Origin of the sequence: Collinsella sp. SGI.033 (genome assembly GCF_050315135.1) — a bacterium.
Classification (GTDB): domain Bacteria; phylum Actinomycetota; class Coriobacteriia; order Coriobacteriales; family Coriobacteriaceae; genus Collinsella.
In genome coordinates this window covers 1-21,532 of sequence record NZ_JBNPOK010000030.1, presented here as the reverse complement: position 1 = coordinate 21,532, position 21,532 = coordinate 1, and the positions used below count along the sequence as shown (strand labels likewise).

Genomic DNA, 21,532 nt, shown 5'->3' with positions numbered 1-21,532 from the left:
GTCCTGAGGGAAGCTGTGTCCCGTTCGGAGCTGAAATACCGGGACGCAGTTTCCCTTACAAACAGAAGAAGGCGCGCTGCCTGCGGTTGATGCAGGCAGCGCGCCTTTTGCGTTGGGCCTCGTTGAGGTTCGAAGTCGTGGCTTGCGACCTTTAGGAGCGGGCGGCTCCGTCGACGGGGAGCACGGCGCCCGTGACGTAGGAGGACATGTCGCTCGCCAGGAAAACAAAGGCGTTGGCGACATCCTCGGGCTCGCCCATGCGACCCAGCGGAATGGTGGCGATGATGGGCTTGATGACCTCTTCGGGCAGGTTGGCGACCATATCGGTCTTGGTTACGCCGGGTGCGACGGCATTGACGCGAATGCCCATGGGGGCGAGCTCGCGCGAGAGCGACTGGACCATGCCGTTGACGGCAAACTTGGACGTGGGGTAACCGACGCCGGAGGGCTGACCGTACTTGGCGACCATCGAGCTCGTGGTGGTGATGGTGCCGCCGTGGCCGGCCTCGGTCATAATCTTGGCGGCCGCCTGGTGACCGTTAAAGACGGCGACGACGTTGAGGTCCATGACCTTTGCGAACTCCTCGGCCGTGTAGTCCAAAAGCGGCGAGCGCTGGGAGATGCCGGCGTTGTTGACGACCGTGTCCAAGCCGCCCATGTCGGTTGCAGCCTGGGTAAAAGCCTCGGTCACGGCCTCGAGTGAGGTGAGGTCGCAGGAGCGGCCCCAGACCTTGGCGTCGGGATAGGCGGCCGCCAGCTTCTCAACGGCCGCGTCGGCAGTCTCCTGGCGCGAGCCAAAGACGGTGACGGCGGCACCCTCTTCGATAAAACGGCAGGCGATGGCATAGCCGATACCGCGCGTGCCTCCGGTGACGATTGCTTTCTTGCCCTCGAGCAGCATAGTGCTTCCTCTCATCGCGGGCGGTCATTCTCAGCACAGCGTAGCGGTAGCCGGAATCGACCGCGTTTGCATATCGGTGAACGGTAGCGCGCGTTACCGATGAGCGGCTCGCGCAAATGTGCTCTGCCGTTGTGCTTAGGGCAGGAGGCAAAAGGGCTCCCGTCCCACATCGGACGGGAGCCCTCAAAGCGCGTATTGCTGGGCGAGCGTTGGGTTAGTTGGCCATGACGCCTTCGGTCCAGGCCTCGACGTTCTCGATGCGCAGGACGTTGGCGACCTCGGCCACGCAGTCGACGCTGGCAAGCTCGGCGGCGGCAGCCTGGACGTCCTTCTCGAGCGCGCGGTGCGTCAGGAAGATGACCGAGCAGGCATCGCTGACGCCCGACTTGCCGTCCTCGACCTGGTTGATGAGCGAGATCGAGATGTTGTGCTTGGCAAAGATATCGACCGTCTCGGACAGGGCGCCCACGCGGTCGGCGACCTTCAGGCGCACATAGTACTTGGTCTGGAGCTCGTCCATGGGCTTAAAGGCGAGGTTGTGGCCATAGGGCTCAATCTCGGGCAGCGGAGCCACGCCGCGGCTGATCTGCTCGGAGAGCGACAGGATATCGCCCACGACGGCACTCGCGGTGGGGAAGGAGCCTGCGCCGGCACCGTAGAACATGGTCTCGCCCACGGCGTCACCCACCACGTAGACAGCGTTCATGGCGCCGTTGACCTTGGCGAGCATGTGGTCGGCGGGGATCAGCGTGGGATGCACGCGGACGTCGACGCCGGCGTCGGTGTTGCGGGCGATGCCGAGCAGCTTAATGGTGTAGCCGAGCTCGCGGGCCTGGGCGATGTCCTCGGCGCCGATGGTGCGGATACCCTGCTGGTACACATCATCGGTGGTCACGCGGGTGCCAAAGCCGATGGAGGCGAGGATCGCCGTCTTGCTGGCGGCGTCGAAGCCGTCGACGTCGGCGGACGGGTCGGCCTCGGCGTAGCCCTTGGCCTGCGCGTCGGCAAGCACGTCGGCGTAATCGGCGCCCTCGGCGTCCATGCGCGACAGGATATAGTTGGTGGTACCGTTGAGAATGCCGGCGATGGTCAGGATCTTGTTGCCCACCAGGTCGTGCTCGAGCGTGCTCACGATGGGGATGCCGCCGCCGCAGCTGGCCTCGCACTTAATCTGCACGCCACACGCGCGCGCCTTCTCGGCAAGCGTCTCGACGTGGCGGCCCAACAGGGCCTTGTTGGCAGAGACGACGTGCTTGCCGTGCTCAAAGGCGGTGGTGAAGATCTCGGTCGCGGGATGCTCGCCGCCGATCAGCTCGACGACGATATCGACGGCTGGGTCGGTAACGACGTCATGCCAGTCACTCGTAAAGGCCTCGCGCTCAATACCGGCTGCCTCGGCCTGCTCCCAGGCAAGCGCGCAGGCGCGGGTCAGCTTAAGGTCGATGCCGTAGGCGGCCAGGTACTCATCGTGGTGGCTCTTGATCAGACGGGCCACGCCGCCGCCGACGGTTCCCAGACCGATCAGACCGACGTTCACGGTGCGCAGGGGTTCGCTCATAGATAGCTCCTTCGTGCATCTTATAGATTGATTGATCAAGTAATGTTGAGTGCATTCTAGCGTGAACCGAGAGCGCGTGCTCGCCAGGCAACAGGAGTCGCACAAAACGGCACCCCCGAAACGCTGCGGAAACATTGGAAACATGCTCGCTACAAACGAACTTCCGTAACAAACTGTCAACGTTTGCGCCATAAGGTTTGCCCCGTACCGCAAGACGGCCGCACCGCGGCCAGCGAAAAAGGGGGGACACCATGTTCAACATCAACAGCACGCTCAGCCGTAGGAACTTTCTCGCCGGCGCCGCGGCGCTCGGCAGCGCTGCCGCACTCGCTGGTTGCTCGTCGGGTGGCTCGGACGGCGGCTCCGCCGATGACGGTAAGACCTTCAAGATCGGTGTCATCGGCCCTCTGACCGGCGCCGCGGCAACCTATGGCGTTTCGGCCGAGAAAGGTGCCAAGCTCGCCGCCAAGGATTTCTCGACCAAGGATCTCAAACTCTCGCTTAAGTCCGAGGATGACGTCGCCGACGGCGAGAAGGCCATCAACGCCTTCAATACCTTGTGCGACTGGGGCATGCAGGCGCTCGTCGGCCCCGTCACGACTGGTGCCGCCGTCGCCGTCTCGGGCGAGATCGCCGACGATATGCTCATGGTCACGCCTTCGGCCTCGTCGCTCGACGTCACCAAGGATAAGACCACGGTCTTTCAGGTTTGCTTCACCGATCCCACCATGGGCGCCAGCGCCGCGAAGTTCCTGGCCGAGAAGTATGCAGACGCCAAGATCGCCCTGTTCTACAATTCCGGCGATACGTATAGCTCGGGCGTTGCCGACGCTTTTGCCGAGCAGGCCAAGGCGTCCAAGCTCGATATCGTCGATACCGAGACCTTTAAGGACGACTCTTCCACGAGCTTTACCAACCAGCTCACCAAGGCCAAGGAGGCCGGCGCCACGCTTATCTTTGCCCCGATCTATTACACGCCGGCGTCCGTCCTGCTCAAGAACGCCAAGGACATGGGCTACGAAATGACCCTCATGGGCACCGACGGCATGGACGGCCTGCTCTCCGTTGAGGGCTTCGACACCTCTCTTGCCGAGGGCGTGCTGCTCATGACCCCGTTCTCTGCCGACGATGAGAAGAACGCCGACTTCGTCAAGGCATATAAGGACGCCTACAACGAGACGCCCAACCAGTTTGCCGCCGATGCTTATGACTGCATCCACGCGATTGTCGAGGCAATCGATGAGGCGGACATCGACATTACGGTCGACGGCGCCGACATTGCCGGCGACCTTGCCAAGGCTATGCGCAAGATCAAGATTGAGGGCCTGACAGGCGAGCTCACGTGGAACGACGAGGGCCAAGTCGAGAAGCCCGCTACGGCCTATGTGATTCAGGACGGCAAGTACATCGCCGCCTAAGTGCATATAACGAGACCGGTGGGGCCATGTTATTCAGGGCAGGAAAGCTTGTAACAAAACGGAAACATTACTTTCACACAATAAAATCTCTAAACTGTATAAACCGACAAAAATACGCATAATTATGGATAAATGGACAAGGCAAAAGAAAAGTTGAAATAATCGCCACTTTTCTCAACTAAAGCGTCTACTATTTTGCGAACGCCGAAGACGGCGGAGGATGGCCTGTCGGGTAACCGAAACCCGACGAGATTTGAGAGGAGAGCCGCATGTCGAGCCTCACCGGTAAGTCATTGAACCCTGTTATGAATCGCAGGAGCGTTATCGCGAGCGCAGCAGGTCTGGGGGCGATGTCCATTCTAGCTGGCTGCTCCTCCAACGGCGGCGACAGCGGTTCCGCTTCGAGCGACGCTTCGTTTAAGATCGGCACCATTGGCCCGCTGACCGGTGCCGCCGCGTCTTACGGCAAGTCCGTTACCCAGGGCGTCGAGCTTGGCTGCAAGGACTTCTCCACTAAGGAGCTGCCGCTTGCCAGCAAGGCCGAGGACGACCAGGCCGACGGCGAGAAGGCCGTCAACGCCTTTAATAACCTGCTCGACTGGGGCATGCAGGCCCTCGTCGGCCCGACCACCACGGGTGCGTCGGTTGCCGTTGCCGCAGAGTGCAGTAACGACCCCAAGACATTCATGATCACCCCGTCCGCGTCCTCCGAGGACGTCACCGACGGAAAGGATTGCGTCTTCCAGGTTTGCTTTACCGACCCCAACCAGGGCGTCAACGCTGCCAAGTTCCTGGCAGAGAAGTATGCGGACGAGAAATTCGTGCTGTTCTATAACTCCGGCGACGCTTATTCTTCGGGCATTGCAGATTCCTTTAAGGCCCAGGCCGCTGAGTCTAAGCTCGAGATTGTTGACGAAGAGACCTTTAAGGACGACTCCGCTACGAGCTTTACCAACCAGCTGACCAAGGCCAAGCAGGCCGGCGCCACCATGATCTTTGCGCCGATCTACTACACGCCGGCGTCCGTCCTGCTCAAGAACGCCAAGGACATGGGCTACGACGTCAAGATGATGGGATGCGACGGCATGGACGGTATCCTGGGCGTCGAGGGCTTCGACACCTCTCTTGCCGAGGGTCTGCTGCTCATGACCCCGTTCTCCGCCGACGACGAGAAGAACGCCGACTTCGTCAACGCTTACAAGGATAAGTACGGCGATACCCCCGACCAGTTTGCCGCCGATGCCTACGACGGCGTGCACGCGGTGGTCGAGGCCCTCAAGGAGGCCGGTCTTGGTGTCGACGCCGACCCGACCGAGGTCGCCGAGAAGCTGCCCAAGGCTATGCTCAAGATTACCGTTGACGGTCTGACCGGCAAGCTCTCCTGGAACGACAAGGGCCAGGTCCAGAAGGATCCTACGGCGTATGTCATCACCGACGGCAAGTACGTACTGGCCTAATAGGCCGCCTTACATAGAGCGGTTTTGATCCCAAGCAGGGGAGGTTTTCGCCTTCCCTGCTTGCTTGGTATCTGGGGACAACGTAACGTCCCTGTTTCATACATCAACTGGAAACCTATTCGAAAGGGGGATGTGGAACATGACGGTCTTTATCCAATACCTGGTCAACGGCCTGTCCATGGGCAGCGTCTACGCCATCATCGCGTTGGGCTACACCATGGTCTACGGTATCGCCAAGATGCTCAACTTCGCTCACGGCGATGTCATCATGGTCGGTGCCTATGTCTCGTTCTGCGCCACGTCGTATCTCGGCCTCCCGGGCTGGGCATCTGTAGTTCTCTCTTGTGTGGTCTGCACGGTTCTCGGTGTTCTCATTGAGGGTCTGGCCTATAGGCCGCTGCGCCAAGCAGGCCCGCTGGCCGTTCTGATCACGGCCATCGGTGTGTCCTACTTCCTGCAGAATGCCGCGCAGCTTCTGTGGGGCGCCACGCCCAAGAACTTCACTTCGCTCGTCACCTTCCCGGTGCCGGAGTTCTTGGCCAAGTTCAACGTAAGTGCCGTCTCGCTCGTCACCATCGTCGCCTGCCTGGTTATCATGGCCGGTCTGATGATCTTTACAGGTAAGACCAAGATGGGCAAGGCCATGCGCGCCGTGTCCGAGGACAAGGCCGCCGCTCAGCTCATGGGCATCAACGTCAACCGCACCATCTCGATGACGTTCGCCATCGGCTCCGCCCTTGCCGCCATCGCCGGTGTGCTCCTGTGCTCCTACTCGCCGGTTCTGCAGCCTACCACGGGCGCCATGCCTGGCATCAAGGCCTTCGACGCTGCCGTTTTCGGCGGCATCGGCTCCATCCCCGGTGCCTTTGTCGGCGGCATTCTCATCGGCATCATCGAGGCGATGGCGCAGGCTTACATTTCCACGAGCCTTGCCAACTCCATCGTCTTTGGCGTTTTGATCATCGTCCTGCTCGTCAAGCCTGCCGGCCTCTTGGGCAAGTACGTACCCGAGAAGGTGTAGGTGAGCGTTATGAAGTTTCTTACAGACAAGCAGACGCGTCACGACTTTGTCACGTACGCCATGTGCGTTGTGGCGTTCGCCATCGTGTTCTTTATGCAGTCTAACCACATGATTCCGCGCATGATTGTCGGTCAGCTGGTTCCCATCACGGCCTATATCGTCATGGCCATCTCGCTCAACCTCGTCGTCGGCATCGCGGGCGACTTGTCGCTGGGCCACGCGGGTTTTATGAGCGTCGGCGCCTATACGGGAATCGTCACCGCCGTCGCGCTGGAGAGCGCCGTTCCGTCTGACCCGGTGCGTCTGATCATCAGCATTGTGGTCGGCGCTATCGCCGCTGCCATTCTGGGCTTCCTGATCGGTATTCCGGTTCTTCGCCTGAGCGGTGACTACCTGGCCATCGTAACCTTGGCCTTTGGCGAGATTATCAAAGAGATCGTTACCTGCCTCATTGTGGGCGTCGATTCCCGCGGCCTGCACGTGATCTTTAACATCACGGGCAATTCCACGATCGACGACCTGCACCTGCTCGAAGACGGCACCGCTATCATCAAGGGTGCCCAGGGCGCATCTGGTGTTTCGACCTACTCGACGTTCCTTGCTGGCGCCATCCTGGTTATGGTTGCGCTCGTGATTGTGCTCAACTTGGTCCGCAGCCGCACCGGTCGTGCCATCATGGCCGTGCGCGATAACAAGATCGCTGCCGAGTCCGTGGGTATCTCCGTCACCCAGTACCGCATGATCGCCTTCGTGGTTTCCGCCGCTCTCGCCGGTGCTGCCGGAGCCCTCTTCGGCGGTAACTTCTCGCAGCTCTCCGCCACTAAGTTCGACTTCAACACGTCGATTCTCATTCTGGTGTTCGTGGTCCTGGGCGGTCTGGGCAACATGCGCGGTTCCGTCATCGCGGCGGCGCTGCTCACGGTGCTCCCCGAGCTGCTCCGTCAGTTCTCGGACTACCGCATGCTCATCTACGCCATCGTGTTGATTCTGGTCATGGTCTTTACTAACAACCCGCAGCTCAAGGCGTTCTTCGCGCGCATTAAGGACCGCTTTGCTTCCAAGAAGGAGGTGGCAACCGATGCCCAGTAAGTTTGAGTTCAACAAGGGCAAGATGGTCCCGTATCCTTCTGGCGCCATCGTTCCCGACCGCGACCTGGGCGAGCGCCCGGCGCTCGAGTGCATCCACCTGGGCATTGAGTTCGGCGGCCTCAAGGCGGTCGACGACTTTAGCCTGACCATCGGTAAGACCGAGATCGCCGGTCTCATCGGCCCCAACGGCGCCGGCAAGACCACGGTCTTCAACCTGCTCACCAAGGTGTACCAGCCCACGCACGGCACCATCCTGCTCGACGGTGAGGACACCTCGGGCAAGTCCGTCTACCAGGTCAACCGCATGGGTATCGCTCGTACCTTCCAAAACATCCGCCTGTTCAACACCATGACGGTGGAGGACAACGTAAAGGTCGGCCTGCACAACCAGGAGCGCTACTCCGGCTTTGAGGGCGTGCTGCGCCTGCCGACGTATTGGAAGCACGAGAAGGCCGCCCATGAGCGCGCCATGGAGCTTCTGTCTATCTTTGATATGGAACATCTGGCAAACGAGCAGGCCGGCTCGCTGCCTTACGGCGCTCAGCGTCGTTTGGAGATCGTCCGCGCGCTTGCCACCAATCCCAAGCTACTACTGCTCGACGAGCCTGCCGCCGGCATGAACCCGTCCGAGACTGCGGAGCTCATGGCGAACATCGTCAAGATTCGCGACACCTTTGGCATTGCCATCATGCTCATCGAGCACGACATGTCGCTCGTCATGAATATTTGCGAGGGTATCTGCGTGCTTAACTTTGGCAAGGTCATCGCCAAGGGCACGGCCGAGGAAATCCAGAACAACGAAGCCGTTATTGAGGCTTATCTGGGCAAGCAGGATAAGGGGGAGAACTAAATGGCAGAGCCGATGCTTTCCGTCTACAACATCAACGTCTGGTACGGCGCCATCCACGCCATTAAGGACATCTCCTTTAACGTTAACGAGGGCGAGATCGTTGCCCTGATTGGCGCGAACGGCGCCGGCAAGTCCACGACGCTCAAGACTGTCTCGGGCCTGCTGCGCTCCAAGACCGGCTCCATCAAGTTTATGGGCGAGGACATTATCCATACGCCCGCCGACAAGCTGGTTGGCAAGGGCCTGTCTCAGGTACCCGAGGGGCGTCGTGCCTTTTTGCAGATGACGGTCGAGGAGAACCTGGAGATGGGTGCCTATACACAGCCCAAGTCCACGGTTGCCCCGGGCCTCGAACGTGTTTACGAGCAGTTCCCGCGCCTGAAGGAACGCCGTCGCCAGGTGGCCGGCACCCTTTCGGGCGGCGAGCAGCAGATGCTCGTTATGGGTCGTGCCCTTATGAGTAACCCCAAGCTGCTCATGCTCGACGAACCCTCCATGGGTCTGGCGCCGATCCTGATCGAGCAGATCTTCCAGATTGTCGAGGATTTGCACAAGGCCGGCACCACGGTGCTCCTGGTCGAGCAGAACGCGCAGATGGCGCTTTCCATCGCCACACGCGGCTACGTGCTCGAGACCGGCAAGATCACCATGACCGGCACCGGCCAAGAGCTGCTGCACGACGACAACGTCCGCAAAGCTTATCTTGGTGGTTAATCCATCCAGTAATAGGGGCGCTGACCAACTCGGTCAGCGCCCCTTTTGAAATGATCCGTTGGCTTGGTATTTAAAGTGCGACAATGCCGTGTGGAAATAGAAGTGTCATCTGGGGGTCTATCTATGCTGTACGAGTTTTGTGCCGAGAACTTTGAGCGGGTGCCGGCGGCCATTGCGGCCGGTGCGGGACGCATTGAGCTGTGCGACAACCTTGCGGTTGGTGGCACCACGCCCTCGGCCGGCGTTATCAGCGCTACGACCAGCTATGCTCGCGAGCACGATGCACGGGTGATGTGCATGATCCGTCCGCGTGGCGGCGACTTTCACTACAACCAGGACGAGCTGCGCATGATGGAGATGGACTTGGGCCTTGCCGTAAGCGCCGGCGTCGATGGCTTGGTCTTTGGCTGCTGCAAGCCTTGTGCCGGCGGATGGGCGCTCGATGAACTTGCGTTGGGCGCCCTTGTGATGGCTGCGGGCTGCGCGACCGAGGAGTGCAAGCGCGAGCCCATCGACATCACCTTTCACATGGCGTTTGACCAGCTCTCGCCCGAGGCTCAGCTCGACGCGATTGACACGCTCGCCGACTGCGGCATAACGCGCATCCTGACGCATGGCGGTGCCGCCGGCACGCCGATTGAGGACAACCTGGAGCATCTGTCGCACCTTATCGACTACGCGGACGATCGCCTGACCATCCTTCCCGGCGGCGGCATTTCCACGGCCAACCGCGATACCGTGGCTGCGGCACTGGGCGTCTCCGAGCTCCATGGCACCAAGATCGTGCCGCTGGAGGTATAACCCGTGCCCCTGGTATTTGACGTTCAGCAGGCGAGCGGGAAGCCCGACGACAACCGGCGCCCTGGCACCGCGTGCCCCTTTTGCGATACCGAGGAACTCGCCAATATCATCCGGCGCGACGGTGACTGTATCTGGCTCGAGAATAAGTTCAAGACCCTGCGCGCCACCCGTCAAACCGTGCTGATCGAGTCGGCCGACCACGACGCAGACCTGGTGACCTATGCGCCGGACGAGCTGCATCATGTGATGCGGTTTGCCCTGGGTTGCTGGCAGCAGATGATCGATTCACAGCAGTATCGAAGCGTGCTCATGTACAAGAACAAGGGTCCGCTCTCGGGCGGTAGCCTCGTTCATCCGCACATGCAGATTGTGGGTTTGGAGCAGGAAGATGGCTATGCTTCGCTGACTTCCGCCAATTTCGAAGGCATCAATGTCTGGCAACAGGGGAGAATTGCGGTCAACATCTCAACCGAACCGATTATGGGGTTCTTTGAGGTCAACGTTTCAGCTCCGCGGGGAATCGCCGCCAGCGATGACATGCGGGACCAAGCCGAGGCGGATCTCTTCGCCGATGCGATCCAGGTAGCTCTGCGTTATATCCTAAACGAGCACCACGGTGGCCGTGCAGAGTCGTACAACTTGTTCTTCTATCACCTGGGCGGTCGGACCATTGCCAAGGCGCTGCCGCGTTGGGTGGTTTCGCCCTACTTTGTCGGCTATCGTTTGGCCCAGGTCAATGCCGAGACGACGCTCGATATCGATGCTGAGCGCCTGCGCGCGCATCTGGAAACGCTCGTATAGCAAGACTAACACCCGCGTAATGCGGACAGCCTAGCGTGCCATGGCGTCGCGGCCGGCCTCGACGCGCTTGCGCTGAGCAGCGCGCTCCTCGTCGGTTAGACGCTCAAAGAGATGCCCGATAAGCGAGGCAAGTACCTGCTGAAACAGCGTCCCGCACATGACGGGAAATACGACTTCGCCCGGAAAGTATTGCGTGGCGATGACGGCGCCCGAAGAGATGTTGCGCATGCCGCAGGTAAAGCACATGGTAGTCGTTTCGCTATACGGCAGATGCAGTGCGCGGGCGACCAGAATACCGACGACAAAGCCGCTGATGGCGAAGATCAAAATAAAGAGGGCGACTTCCAAGCGCACCGCGTTCATGTGCAGCACGTACTCGCTCATGGCGGTGGAGTTCGACGCGATAACACCCATCATCATGAACTTGCAGGCGGGCGAGAGCGCGGGGGAGAGCTTCTCGTGTCCCCATCCGCGCGTGAGTTCGTTAATCACGATGCCGAGCAGGGCGGGGATAGCGATCATGAAGGCCATGTTCTGCATCATGCCCGGCACGTCGATCGAGACGGTGGCGCCCAGCAAGAGCTTAAGCGTGAGCGGAATCGTAACGGGTGAGATAACCGAGGACGTCAGGATGATGGTGAGCGCGAGCGGGCCGTTGCCGCCGAACATGCTAATCCACATAAAGGCAGTGACTGCCACAGGTACGCTGTACTCGAGCACGATACCGCAGACTAGGTTGGGGTTGGAGCCAAAGAACAGCGACCCCATGGCATAGGCTGTTATGGGAATAAGCGCCGCCGAGACCAGCAGCGCCAAAATCAGGTGCAGCGGACGGCGGAATACTTCGGCTACCTGATGGAAGGTGTTGCTGAGGGCACCTTGGAACGTCATAAAGGCAAACAGGGTGGGGACGATGGGCTTGAGTACGCCGATCTGCTGGGGAAAGAGCACGCCGAGCGTCACGCAAATCGGAACGATGATCTGCATATGCCCCGCGAGGAACTTACCCAGTCCAACCCATTGCTTCATATGCGCTTGTGACTCCCTTTGCTCGTGAATCCGTTTTGAATGGATATGCTAGACGCTCGCATGCGTCCGTGTGGCTGAAACGCCCGATTATTTCGAGGCTATTACCGCCCTCGTTTATCGAAACCACGGCGTGCTGGACGTTGTGCGTCCGCGCCGCACGGTATAATAAATCCGTTCAACAGATCTGCCTGCCGAAGCGGGCATACACAGAGGACTCATCGCTATGAACCGTGAGAGGTATCGCGGCGACCTGCCCCTATCGGGGGTGGGCGCCTATGTCATCGCTTAAGACAACGCATCGCTGGGCGGTCGCTCAGCAAAACCCCGAGCTCGAAAAGGAGCTTTCGGCTGGCCTGGGCATACCCGGGCTGGTGGCGCGCATTATGGTTGCGCACGGCATTACATCCATCGAGGAAGGCCAGCTTTTTTTGACGCCTTCGCTCGATCGCGACTGGGCGGACCCGCTCGTTATTCCGGGTATGGCGGTCGTCGTCGACCGCGTTGAGCGTGCTATTCGCAGCCACGAGCGCATCGCCGTCTTTGGCGATTTTGACGTCGACGGCATTACGTCGACTTGTCTGTTGACCGAGGCGCTGCGTTCGTTTGGCGCCAGCGTCACGCCGTTTATTCCGCATCGTTTTGACGAGGGCTACGGCCTGTCGCGTGCGGCGCTCGACCGCGTTAACGAGCTCGCTCGCCCCCAGCTGATCGTGACCGTCGATAACGGCATTGCCTCCAAGGAAGAGGCCTCCTATCTGGAGAGCCTGGGGATCGATTTGGTGGTCACGGACCATCACGAGCCGTCCGACCAGGTGCCGCAGGGCGTGCCCCTGACCGACCCCAAGCTCGAGGACAAGGGTCCCTCGCGCGAGCTTGCCGGTGCCGGCGTGGCACTCAAGCTGGTACAGGTCCTGGGCGAGCGTTTGGGCAAGCCGTCGTATTGGCGTTCGCTGATAGAGGTCGCGGCGCTGGGCACCGTGTCCGACATGATGCCGCTTACGCCCGAGAATCGCGCACTGGTCGCCGAGGGCATCCAGCAGATGCGCGTGACGGCCCGTCCCGGCTATATCGCGCTTGCCGCACTTGCCAAGGCCGACCTTTCTACCATTACGGCCGACGGCCTGTCGTTTTCGCTCATCCCTCGTCTGAATGCTGCCGGCCGCATGGCCGATCCCAAGCTGGCGCTCGACCTGCTGCTTGCCCGCGACCCCATCGAAGCGAGCGCGCTTGCCGCCGAGCTCGAGGAAATCAATCGCCAACGCCGCGAGATCGAGGCCGAGCTTACGCGCGATGCCATGGCGAAGGTCGAGGAGACTTATGACGGCGGGCGCGCAATCGTCGTGGGCGGCGAGGGCTGGCACGAGGGCGTCAAGGGCATCGTGGCGAGCCGCTTGACCAATCGCTATCACGTGCCGGCGCTGCTCTTCTCGATCGAGGATGGCGTTGCGCGCGGATCGGGCCGCTCGGTGGGCAAGATCAACCTGTTCGACGCCGTCGAGCGTTGCTCCGACCTGCTGATTCGTCGCGGCGGGCATGCCGGTGCGGTGGGTGTGACCATCGAGGCATCCAAGCTCGATGAGTTCCGCCGTCGCCTTTCGGCCGTGCTATCGGAGCTTCCCGCCGAGGACTTTGAGGACACTGACGAGGTTGCTGCCACCGTTGATCTCTCCGAGCTAAATATCGAGACCATCGAGCAAATTTCCCGTCTTGAGCCGTTTGGCCAGGGCAATAAGGTGCCGCTTCTGGCCGCCGAGGGCGTGACGATGTGCGATCGCGCCGTGGTGGGCAAAACCGGCGAGCACATGCGCTTTGTGGCGACCGATGGTGCCGCGAGTGTGCCGGCCATCATGTTCCGCGTGCCGCAGATCGATAGGCTCATCAATTGCGACAGCGCCGTCGACTTGGTGTTCGAGGCCGTGGCCGAGCATTGGCAGGGACGTGTGAAGCCCAAGCTCATGATCAAAGATGTCTTGGTGCGCGATACCGCGGCGCCCAATATCGACGATCCGGCATGTGAGCTTCGCCGCGGCGTGCAACCGGCGGATTCTGGCCTGCGCCTGGAGTCGCGTAAACGCGAGACGCTCGCCCAGCTTTCTTATACCGAGCTCACGCGCTCGCTTATCCATAGCTTTATCGGCTCGAACCAGCCGCATCGCGCGCAGGTCGAGGCACTCGACGCGCTTGCCGACCATCAGAGCGTTTTGGCCGTTATGGGGACGGGGCGTGGCAAGTCTCTGATTTTCCATGTGCATGCCGCGCGCGAGGCGGTTCTTCGCGGGCGTGCGAGCATTTTTGTCTATCCTTTGCGTTCGCTCGTTGCCGATCAGGCCTATCACCTTTCCTCGACGATGGCCGCGCTCGGCATTGGTGTCGGCGTGCTGACTGGCGAGACCGTGGAGGCCGTACGCGATGACGTGTTCGCCGGCCTTGCTTCGGGTCGTACCGGTATCGTTCTCACGACGCCCGAGTTCTTGTCTATCCACCGCGATCGATTTGCGCGTTCTGGACGTATTGGCTTCGTTGTTATCGATGAGGCGCACCATGCCGGTCTTGCTAAGGGTGGTGACCGGAGTGCATACCTCGATATGCCCGATATTCTTAAAGCCCTGGGCGACCCCGTTGTCATGGCGGCAACGGCTACCGCGACGGCTCCAGTTGTGGCAGAGCTTGCTCGCGTATTGCCGATTACCAGCACGGTGGTCGACGAGACCGTTCGCGAGAACCTACAACTCGAGGACGATCGTGACCTTGCGAGCCGTGAAAATCGCCTGGTTTCGATCGTTGCGACGGGGGAGAAGACCGTCATCTACGTGAACTCGCGCGACCAGTCCGTGGCGCTCGCCAAGACGTTGCGCAAACGTGTGCCCGACTGCGCGACCCATATCGCGTTCTATAACGCCGGGCTTGCGCGTTCCGATCGCCGACGCGTCGAGGAGGCGTTTCGAGATGGCAGCCTGAGCTGCATCGTTTCAACCTCGGCCTTCGGTGAGGGCGTCAACCTGCCCGATATCCGCCATGTCGTGCTCTACCACATGCCGTTTGGCGCGATTGAGTTTAACCAGATGAGTGGCCGTGCCGGCCGCGATGGGCAGCCTGCCGTGATTCACCTGCTCTATTCGTCTCGTGACGCTCGTATTAATGAGCGCCTGCTCGATTGTTACGCGCCCGAGCGCGATGAGCTTGTCACGCTCTATCGGGCGCTGCAGACCATGTGGCGCTCCAATCGTGGCAAGACGGGGGACGATTCATTCTGCGCAAGCGATATCGACATTGCGCAGATGTGCCTTGCAATCGACGCGCGCACGCCGGTCGATGAGCGTTCGGTGGCAAGCGGCTTGGGAATCTTCGAAGAGCTCGGTTTCTGTCACGTTTCGGGGTTTGACGATACCCGTCGCATCGCGATGACCGAAAACCCCGGGCGCGTGCAGTTGAGCAGGTCGATCCGCTATTTGGAGGGCTTGCGCTCGCGCATGGAGTTCTCGGCTTTCCGGAGTTGGGCACTCGATTCGTGCGCTTCTGATATGCTTACCAAAATTAACCGCCCGATCGTACCGCGGACCTAGGGAAGGGGACCTCGATGGATGCCGCAGCCCGTACCGCCCATGATTCCGCCCTCCAGCCCTTTTCGGAGATGGAGCACTATACGCATGCCGATGATCTGCCGCCCGAGATTATGGCGGACAGCTACGACAAGCTGGAGCGCCTGTGCCTTAAATATATGAGTGAGGATGACTTCTCCAAGGTGGAGCAGGCCTACTGCTTTGCTGCCGAGAAGCACTGCAACCAAAAGCGGCGCTCGGGTGAGATGTACATTAACCATCCCGTCGAGGTGGCTATCATTTTGGCCGACCTTAAGATGGACTGCGATGTGGTGTGCGCTGCATTGCTGCACGATACCGTCGAGGATACCGATACCTCGCTTGCCGATGTTTCGGGTCTGTTTGGCGAAACCGTGGCAGAGCTCGTCGACGGCGTGACCAAGCTTACCAACATCGAAGTCGACAACATGGACGAAAAGCAGGCGCTTACGCTGCGCAAGATGTTCCTCGCCATGTCCAAGGACATTCGCGTCATCATCGTCAAACTCGCCGACCGCCTGCATAATATGCGCACGCTTGCCGCCCTGCGCGAGGACCGCCGCCTGTTTAAGGCGCGCGAGACCATGGATGTGTACGCGCCCCTGGCCGACCGCCTGGGCATGAGCTCTATCAAGTGGGAACTCGAGGATCTGTCCTTCTTCTACCTTGAACCCGACGCTTACCAGCGCATCGCCCGCATGGTGGCAGAGTCACGCGAGGTTCGCGAACGCTTTCTGGCCGAGACTATCAAGACGCTTACCGATGAGCTCGACCGCATTGGCCTTGAGGGTTTTCAGATCAACGGTCGTTCCAAGCACTATTGGTCCATCTATCAAAAGATGAAGCGCAAGGGCAAGGAGTTCTCCGAGATTTATGATCTGGTGGCGCTGCGCGTCATCACCCATTCGGTGCGCGATTGCTATTCCACGCTTGGTGCCGTGCATACTTTGTGGCATCCCATGCCCGGTCGTTTTAAAGACTATATCGCTATGCCCAAGGTCAATAACTACCAATCGCTCCATACGACGGTTATCGGCCCCACGGCCCGTCCGCTCGAGATTCAGATTCGAACCTACGAGATGCACGAGCAGGCCGAGTACGGCATCGCCGCCCACTGGCTATATAAGAAATCGGGCGGATCGTCTGCCTCCAAGACCAACGACGCACAGCGTCTGGACGATCAGATTAACTGGCTCAAGCACTCGCTCGATTGGGCAGCCTCTGACGAGATCACCGATGCCAAAGAATATCTGCACTCACTGAAGGTCGACCTGTTTGACCAGGAGATTTTTGTCTTTACGCCCAAGGGTGAGGTCATGGCGCTTCGTGCGGGCTCTACACCGCTCGACTTTGCCTACGCTGTTCATACCGAGGTCGGCAACCACTGCGTCGGCGCCAAAATCAACGGTGCGGTGGCTCCGCTCACGCACGAAATCAAGACGGGTGACCGTGTCGAGATCCTGACTAACAAGAGCTCCAAGCCGTCGCGCGATTGGCTCAAGATCGTCAAGACGCCTTCGGCCAAGTCAAAGATTCGCCGTTACTTCGCCGCTGCGACCAAAGACGATGACGCTGCTGCCGGTCGCGATATGCTGGCCAAGGACCTGCGCAAGCGCGGGTACGGCATCTCTACGCCGCGATCCACGCGTGCACTCAATGCCGTGGCGGAGCAGTTTAACTTCAAGCAACTCGAGGACCTGTTCGCAGCCGTTGGCGCGGGCAAGGTCGCCCCGCGCGCTGTGGGCAACAAGGTCGAGCAAATCTTGGATCCCAAGCCCGAGGAGCAGCTTACCAAGGCCGAAGCCATCGCTGAGGTCGTCAAGCAGCCTGCCCGCGGTTCCAACCGCAAACCGCAAAAGCGTGGCAAGAGTGCAAGTAACGGCATTATCGTCAAGGGCGAGAGCAACAGCGGCCTGCTGGTTCGTCTGGCGCATTGCTGTAATCCGGTGACGGGCGACGACATCGTGGGCTTTATCACGCGCGGTCGAGGCGTCTCGGTGCATCGTGCCAACTGCCCCAACGTCAAGGGTCTCATGGAACACCCCGAGCGCATGATTGACGTGGAGTGGGATGGTGCTGCCGATACGCTTTTCCAGGTCGAGATCGTGGTCGAGTGCTTGGATCGTATGGGCTTGCTCAAGGATGTCACCATCGCCATTGGCGATGCAGGCGGAAATATCCTTTCCGCCGCTACCTCGACCAACCGCGAGGGCATTGCGACCCTGCGCTTTATGGTCGAGATTTCGGACGCGAGCGGTCTGGATCCGCTGCTGGCATCCATCAGCAGTGTCGACTCGGTCTATGACGCACGACGTCTGATGCCTGGCGAGGGTGGGGCTCAGCTTAAGCGTCGCGTATAGGCGTTACGAACGCACAACGGTAATGATATTGGCTACGTTCGAGGCATCGTTTGATGCCTCGACGCTTGTAGAAGGAGGACGTGCTCATGGTCACTGCAGCTTTGGACTTAACCCCTCGGGGTACGGCTTCGATCGAGGCGCTTGTAAACGGCCCCATTCAGACCAACAGTTACGCCGTAATCTCGAGCGGCGAATGCCTGATTATCGATCCGGCCTGGGAAGGTGAGCGTCTTGTGGAACATATCTATGCCAAGCATCCTGACGCGCACGTGCTAGGCGCTGTCTGCACCCATGGCCATGCCGATCACGTAGGTGGCGTTGCCGGAGCGCGAGCCGCCGTCGGTAAGGGTTTCCTATATGAGTTAGGTGCGAAGGACGTGTTGGTATCTCGTGAGAATATCGAGGAGCAGCGAGCGATGTGGGGCATCGATACGCCCGATCCGGGCGAGCCGACGCGATTGCTTGCTGAGGGCGATACGATTGAATTGGGTGATATCTGCCTGCAGGTGATCGAGACGCCCGGTCACACACCGGGTGGCATTGTCTTGTTCGCCGCCACCGAGCAGGGAAGCATCGCCTTTGTTGGCGACACCCTGTTCCCGGGCAGCCACGGCCGCACCGATCTTGCCGGTGGCGACGAGGCGGCGATTCTGCGCTCGCTCTCCAAGCTCGCCCAGCTGCTTCCAGCCGATACCGTTTGTTTAACGGGTCATGGTGATTCGACCACTATGGCGCGCGAGCTCATGCAGAACCCTTTCATACAGATGTAGCTTTGCAGTCAGCTGCTTAAGCACGAGAAGTGTCCAAACGTCAAGATATTTTCCCCAACGGGCCGATTCCGTGGGGCAAACGGTCAAAAAAAGTCTGTTTGGACGATATTCGTGAACAAACGAACGTTTACGCTCGGGTACGCCGTGGTAAAATCTCATGCGTTATCGGAGCAACCTTACAGGAGGTTTCTTTTATGCTCGTCAACGCAGCAGACATGCTCAAGAAGGCCGAGGCCGGCAAGTATGCTCTCGGTGCCTTCAACACCAACAACCTCGAGTGGACTCTGGCTATTCTCCAGGCCGCCGAGGAGGCCAAGTCTCCGCTGATCCTTCAGTGCACCGCTGGTGCCGCTAAGTGGATGGGCGGTTTCAAGGTCTGCGCCGACATGGTCAAGGCTGCCGTCGAGGCCACGGGTGTTACCGTTCCCGTCGCCCTTCACCTCGATCACGGTTCTTACGAGGACTGCTTCAAGTGCATCGAGGCCGGCTTCACGTCCATCATGTATGACGGCTCTCACGAGGAAACCTTCCAGCTTAACCTCGATCGCACCAAGGAGCTCGTTGAGCTTGCCCATTCCAAGGGCATGTCCATCGAGGCCGAGGTCGGCGGCATCGGCGGCACCGAGGACGGCGTGACTTCCAACGGCGAGCTCGCTGACCCCGCTGAGTGCAAGCAGATTGCTGACCTGGGCGTCGACTTCCTCGCCTGCGGCATCGGCAACATCCACGGCGTGTATCCCGCCGACTGGGCCGGTCTTTCCTTCGAGCGTCTGAGCGAGATCAAGGCTCAGACCGGCGACCTGCCCCTCGTTCTGCACGGTGGTACCGGCATCCCCGAGGATCAGATCAAGAAGGCCATCTCCCTGGGCATCTCCAAGATCAACGTCAACACCGACCTGCAGCTTGTCTTCGCTGCCGCCACGCGTGAGTACGTTGAGGCTGGCAAGGATCAGCAGGGCAAGGGCTATGACCCCCGCAAGCTCCTGAAGCCCGGTCGCGAGGCCATCGTTGCCCGCACCAAGGAGCTCATGGAGGAGTTTGGCTCCGTCAACAAGGCGTAAGTAGCGGTTTAACTTTCCCGCCGGAGGCCCCGTTTCCCCTACGCTGTTTCCCTCGCGCTCACCTGGCTTCGCCAGAAGTCGCGCGATGGAATCAGCTCCGGGGAAACGGGGCCTCCTTCGTTAACTCGCTACAGGGTTACTGGGCTGAATTAAGATGGCTACTGGCTTTGCCAGAAGTCGCGCCAAGGAAACAGTTCCGGGGGACGGGGCTTCCTTCGTTTAACGCCGCAAGTTACGAGGCTGAATTATTTATTTGACTACCGCTCAGCGGTGTTGATGGCTCCCTTGTTGGGGCTTTCTTTTTATGTCGGTACAATGGTCTCGGGTTGTCGTTCTGCGTGGGAGTGGTTATGGCTGTCGTTAATGTTTTGCCTGCCGATGGAAAGGTTGTTGCCGAGGGCCCCGTTGGTTGCTCTGTTGATGTTTGTTGCGATGATTTTCGTCATCTCGACATTGGATTGCCACCTGAGATCCTTCGTCTCAAGGACGCCGGGTACCTGGCGCAGGCTGTTGCGGCTTGCGACCGTCTTTTGGAGCAGAGCCCTGATCCCTCGTTGGCCGCTTGCGTTCGTGCCGAGCGGTATCGCATGATCGAGACGTCGTTTCATTTTTCGGTGTCGCGCGATCAGGCTATTGCGATGATCCGCGAGGAGTGGCCGGAGTTTACCGAGGATCAGTTTGACGACCTGATCGATCGCAAGCGCATCGACTGGCGCTTTATCGATGGTGAACTGTTCGTTCTCGACAACTTCCTTGATTCTTTGCGTGTGTATCCCAAGGAGGTTCCGGGCCTGCGTCCCGATTCTACGGATGGAACTGCGCTGCGCAACCAGATGCTTAAGAAGATGGAATCACAGGGCGGGCTGTCGCGTGCCATTACGCTTAAAGCATCCGTGTCTGTTCCCGGTGCTCTGGAGGGGGAGGCCGTTCGCGCGTGGCTTCCCGTTGCCGCAGCCTGCCGCCAGCAGTCTCATATCGAGATTCTCGATATGACGCCGGAGGGGGTCCTTGCTCCCGCGAACGCTTTGGCGCGTACCGCCTCGTGGGTTTCCTCGGCTGATCGATCGTTCTCAGTGACCTATCGTTATCTGATTGATGCCGCTTATTGCGATATCTACGGGGGAGCGCTTCCGGCGCATCCGTGTATGGACGCGCCGCTGCCCAAGGATATTTCCGAGGACCGACCGCATATTGCATTCACGCCGTATCTGCAGCAGCTGACCGAACATGTTATCGATGGTCTCGAGGATCAGCTCGACCGCGCTCGGGCTATCTATGATTATTTGACGCATCATATCGACTATCGATATCAGCCACCGTATCTGCTTCTGGGCTCTATCGCCGATGACTGCGCGCATTCGCTTCGCGGTGATTGCGGTGTTATGGCGCTCACGTTTATCACCATGTGCCGCATCGCCGGCGTGCCCGCACGTTGGCAGAGCGGCCTGTACGTTGCGCCCGACTCGGTGGGCTCGCATGACTGGGCGGAGTTCTATACACCGCAGACGGGTTGGCTTAACGCCGATGTCTCGTTTGGATCCTCGGCACGCAGGATGGGGGAGGAATGGCGCCGCCGCCACTACTTTGGCAACCTCGATCCATGGCGCATGGTGGCAAACTGTCGGTTCCAGGCAGAGTTTGAACCCGTCTTTGACGGTATGCGTGAGGACCCCTACGATAACCAGATGGGCGAGGCCTCGGTTGACGGTCGCGGATGCCGCCAGCGCGAGATGCTCCGCACGGTCGAACTCATCGAAATGCTCGAAGTTCCATTTTCGGACTAATCTACGGAAAGCTGTGATAAACTAACTCACGCAACACGTGCCCGAGTGGCGGAATTGGCAGACGCAGTGGACTCAAAATCCACCGTTGGCAACAACGTGCGAGTTCGAGTCTCGCCTCGGGCACCATACATGCAAAAGAGCGTTCAAGGGGGTCGAGGCCCCCTTTTTCGTGCCGAACTCGCGTGAGCGCGCGGAGCGTTAAGCAAACAGGCCTGTGGCCTGTTTGTAGCGGAGCGTGGCGAGGGCGCCATGCGCCCGAAGCCCGGGGCTTCGCGAAGCGAAGGCCCTTCGAGTCTCGCCTCGGGCACCATACATGCAAAAGAGCGTTCAAGGGGGTTAA

Annotated in this window: 16 protein-coding genes and 1 tRNA gene; 14 read left to right on the top strand and 3 right to left on the bottom strand. The window is 59.9% G+C overall.

What is annotated here, in order from left to right; translation table 11 throughout:
* Positions 1 to 151 precede the first annotated feature (151 nt).
* Positions 152 to 916 (bottom strand): SDR family NAD(P)-dependent oxidoreductase, encoded by a 765-nt coding sequence (locus tag ACQRC0_RS08115; RefSeq protein ID WP_427729159.1) that lies wholly within the window; start codon positions 914 to 916, stop codon positions 152 to 154.
* Between the two features lie 199 nt (positions 917 to 1,115).
* Complete coding sequence (locus tag ACQRC0_RS08110; RefSeq protein WP_427729157.1) at positions 1,116 to 2,459, bottom strand: homoserine dehydrogenase; 1,344 nt, start codon at positions 2,457 to 2,459, stop codon at positions 1,116 to 1,118.
* Positions 2,460 to 2,710: 251 nt separating this feature from the next.
* On the opposite strand from ACQRC0_RS08110, the gene ACQRC0_RS08105 reads away from it, so the two are divergent.
* The 8 genes from ACQRC0_RS08105 to ACQRC0_RS08070 all read left to right on the top strand — a co-directional run bounded on the left by ACQRC0_RS08105 (position 2,711) and on the right by ACQRC0_RS08070 (position 10,610).
* Positions 2,711 to 3,877 carry an ABC transporter substrate-binding protein gene (locus tag ACQRC0_RS08105; protein ID WP_427719714.1) on the top strand — a complete coding sequence of 389 codons (1,167 nt, stop codon included), beginning with the start codon at positions 2,711 to 2,713 and terminating at the stop codon, positions 3,875 to 3,877.
* Between the two features lie 269 nt (positions 3,878 to 4,146).
* Positions 4,147 to 5,334, top strand: coding sequence for an ABC transporter substrate-binding protein (locus tag ACQRC0_RS08100; protein ID WP_427729155.1), 1,188 nt, complete (start codon positions 4,147 to 4,149; stop codon positions 5,332 to 5,334).
* A 139-nt stretch (positions 5,335 to 5,473) separates the two neighbouring features.
* Entirely contained in the window at positions 5,474 to 6,355 is an 882-nt protein-coding gene (locus ACQRC0_RS08095) for a branched-chain amino acid ABC transporter permease (RefSeq protein WP_154517188.1), read from the top strand.
* Between the two features lie 9 nt (positions 6,356 to 6,364).
* Positions 6,365 to 7,444, top strand: a complete 1,080-nt coding sequence (locus tag ACQRC0_RS08090) for a branched-chain amino acid ABC transporter permease (RefSeq protein ID WP_427719716.1) — start codon at positions 6,365 to 6,367, stop codon at positions 7,442 to 7,444.
* A complete protein-coding gene (locus ACQRC0_RS08085) occupies positions 7,434 to 8,294 on the top strand; it encodes an ABC transporter ATP-binding protein (protein ID WP_427719717.1) in 861 nt (286 codons plus the stop codon). Before ACQRC0_RS08090 ends, ACQRC0_RS08085 begins: the two co-directional genes overlap by 11 nt.
* Positions 8,295 to 9,008, top strand: a complete 714-nt coding sequence (locus ACQRC0_RS08080; protein WP_229770701.1) for an ABC transporter ATP-binding protein — start codon at positions 8,295 to 8,297, stop codon at positions 9,006 to 9,008.
* A gap of 123 nt (positions 9,009 to 9,131) precedes the next feature.
* The gene (locus ACQRC0_RS08075) at positions 9,132 to 9,809 is read left to right on the top strand and encodes a copper homeostasis protein CutC (RefSeq protein ID WP_427729154.1); all 678 of its coding nucleotides are present in this window, start codon (positions 9,132 to 9,134) and stop codon (positions 9,807 to 9,809) included.
* 3 nt (positions 9,810 to 9,812) lie between these two features.
* Positions 9,813 to 10,610, top strand: a complete 798-nt coding sequence (locus ACQRC0_RS08070) for a DUF4931 domain-containing protein (protein ID WP_427729152.1) — start codon at positions 9,813 to 9,815, stop codon at positions 10,608 to 10,610.
* 30 nt (positions 10,611 to 10,640) lie between these two features.
* Here ACQRC0_RS08070 and ACQRC0_RS08065 read toward each other — a convergent pair whose 3' ends face one another.
* Complete coding sequence (locus tag ACQRC0_RS08065; RefSeq protein WP_427729150.1) at positions 10,641 to 11,639, bottom strand: bile acid:sodium symporter family protein; 999 nt, start codon at positions 11,637 to 11,639, stop codon at positions 10,641 to 10,643.
* A 275-nt stretch (positions 11,640 to 11,914) separates the two neighbouring features.
* On the opposite strand from ACQRC0_RS08065, the gene recJ reads away from it, so the two are divergent.
* The 6 genes from recJ (at position 11,915) to ACQRC0_RS08035 (ending at position 21,318) form a co-directional block, all read left to right on the top strand.
* Positions 11,915 to 15,202 (top strand): single-stranded-DNA-specific exonuclease RecJ, encoded by a 3,288-nt coding sequence (gene recJ, locus ACQRC0_RS08060; protein WP_427729148.1) that lies wholly within the window; start codon positions 11,915 to 11,917, stop codon positions 15,200 to 15,202.
* 14 nt (positions 15,203 to 15,216) lie between these two features.
* Positions 15,217 to 17,577 carry a RelA/SpoT family protein gene (locus ACQRC0_RS08055; RefSeq protein WP_154517206.1) on the top strand — a complete coding sequence of 787 codons (2,361 nt, stop codon included), beginning with the start codon at positions 15,217 to 15,219 and terminating at the stop codon, positions 17,575 to 17,577.
* An 86-nt stretch (positions 17,578 to 17,663) separates the two neighbouring features.
* Positions 17,664 to 18,347, top strand: coding sequence for an MBL fold metallo-hydrolase (locus ACQRC0_RS08050; RefSeq protein ID WP_427729146.1), 684 nt, complete (start codon positions 17,664 to 17,666; stop codon positions 18,345 to 18,347).
* Between the two features lie 194 nt (positions 18,348 to 18,541).
* Positions 18,542 to 19,408, top strand: a complete 867-nt coding sequence (gene fba, locus ACQRC0_RS08045; protein WP_154517212.1) for a class II fructose-1,6-bisphosphate aldolase — start codon at positions 18,542 to 18,544, stop codon at positions 19,406 to 19,408.
* A 350-nt stretch (positions 19,409 to 19,758) separates the two neighbouring features.
* A complete protein-coding gene (locus ACQRC0_RS08040; RefSeq protein ID WP_154517214.1) occupies positions 19,759 to 21,192 on the top strand; it encodes a transglutaminase-like domain-containing protein in 1,434 nt (477 codons plus the stop codon).
* Between the two features lie 39 nt (positions 21,193 to 21,231).
* Positions 21,232 to 21,318: transfer RNA gene (locus ACQRC0_RS08035), tRNA-Leu, on the top strand.
* Positions 21,319 to 21,532: the final 214 nt, after the last annotated feature.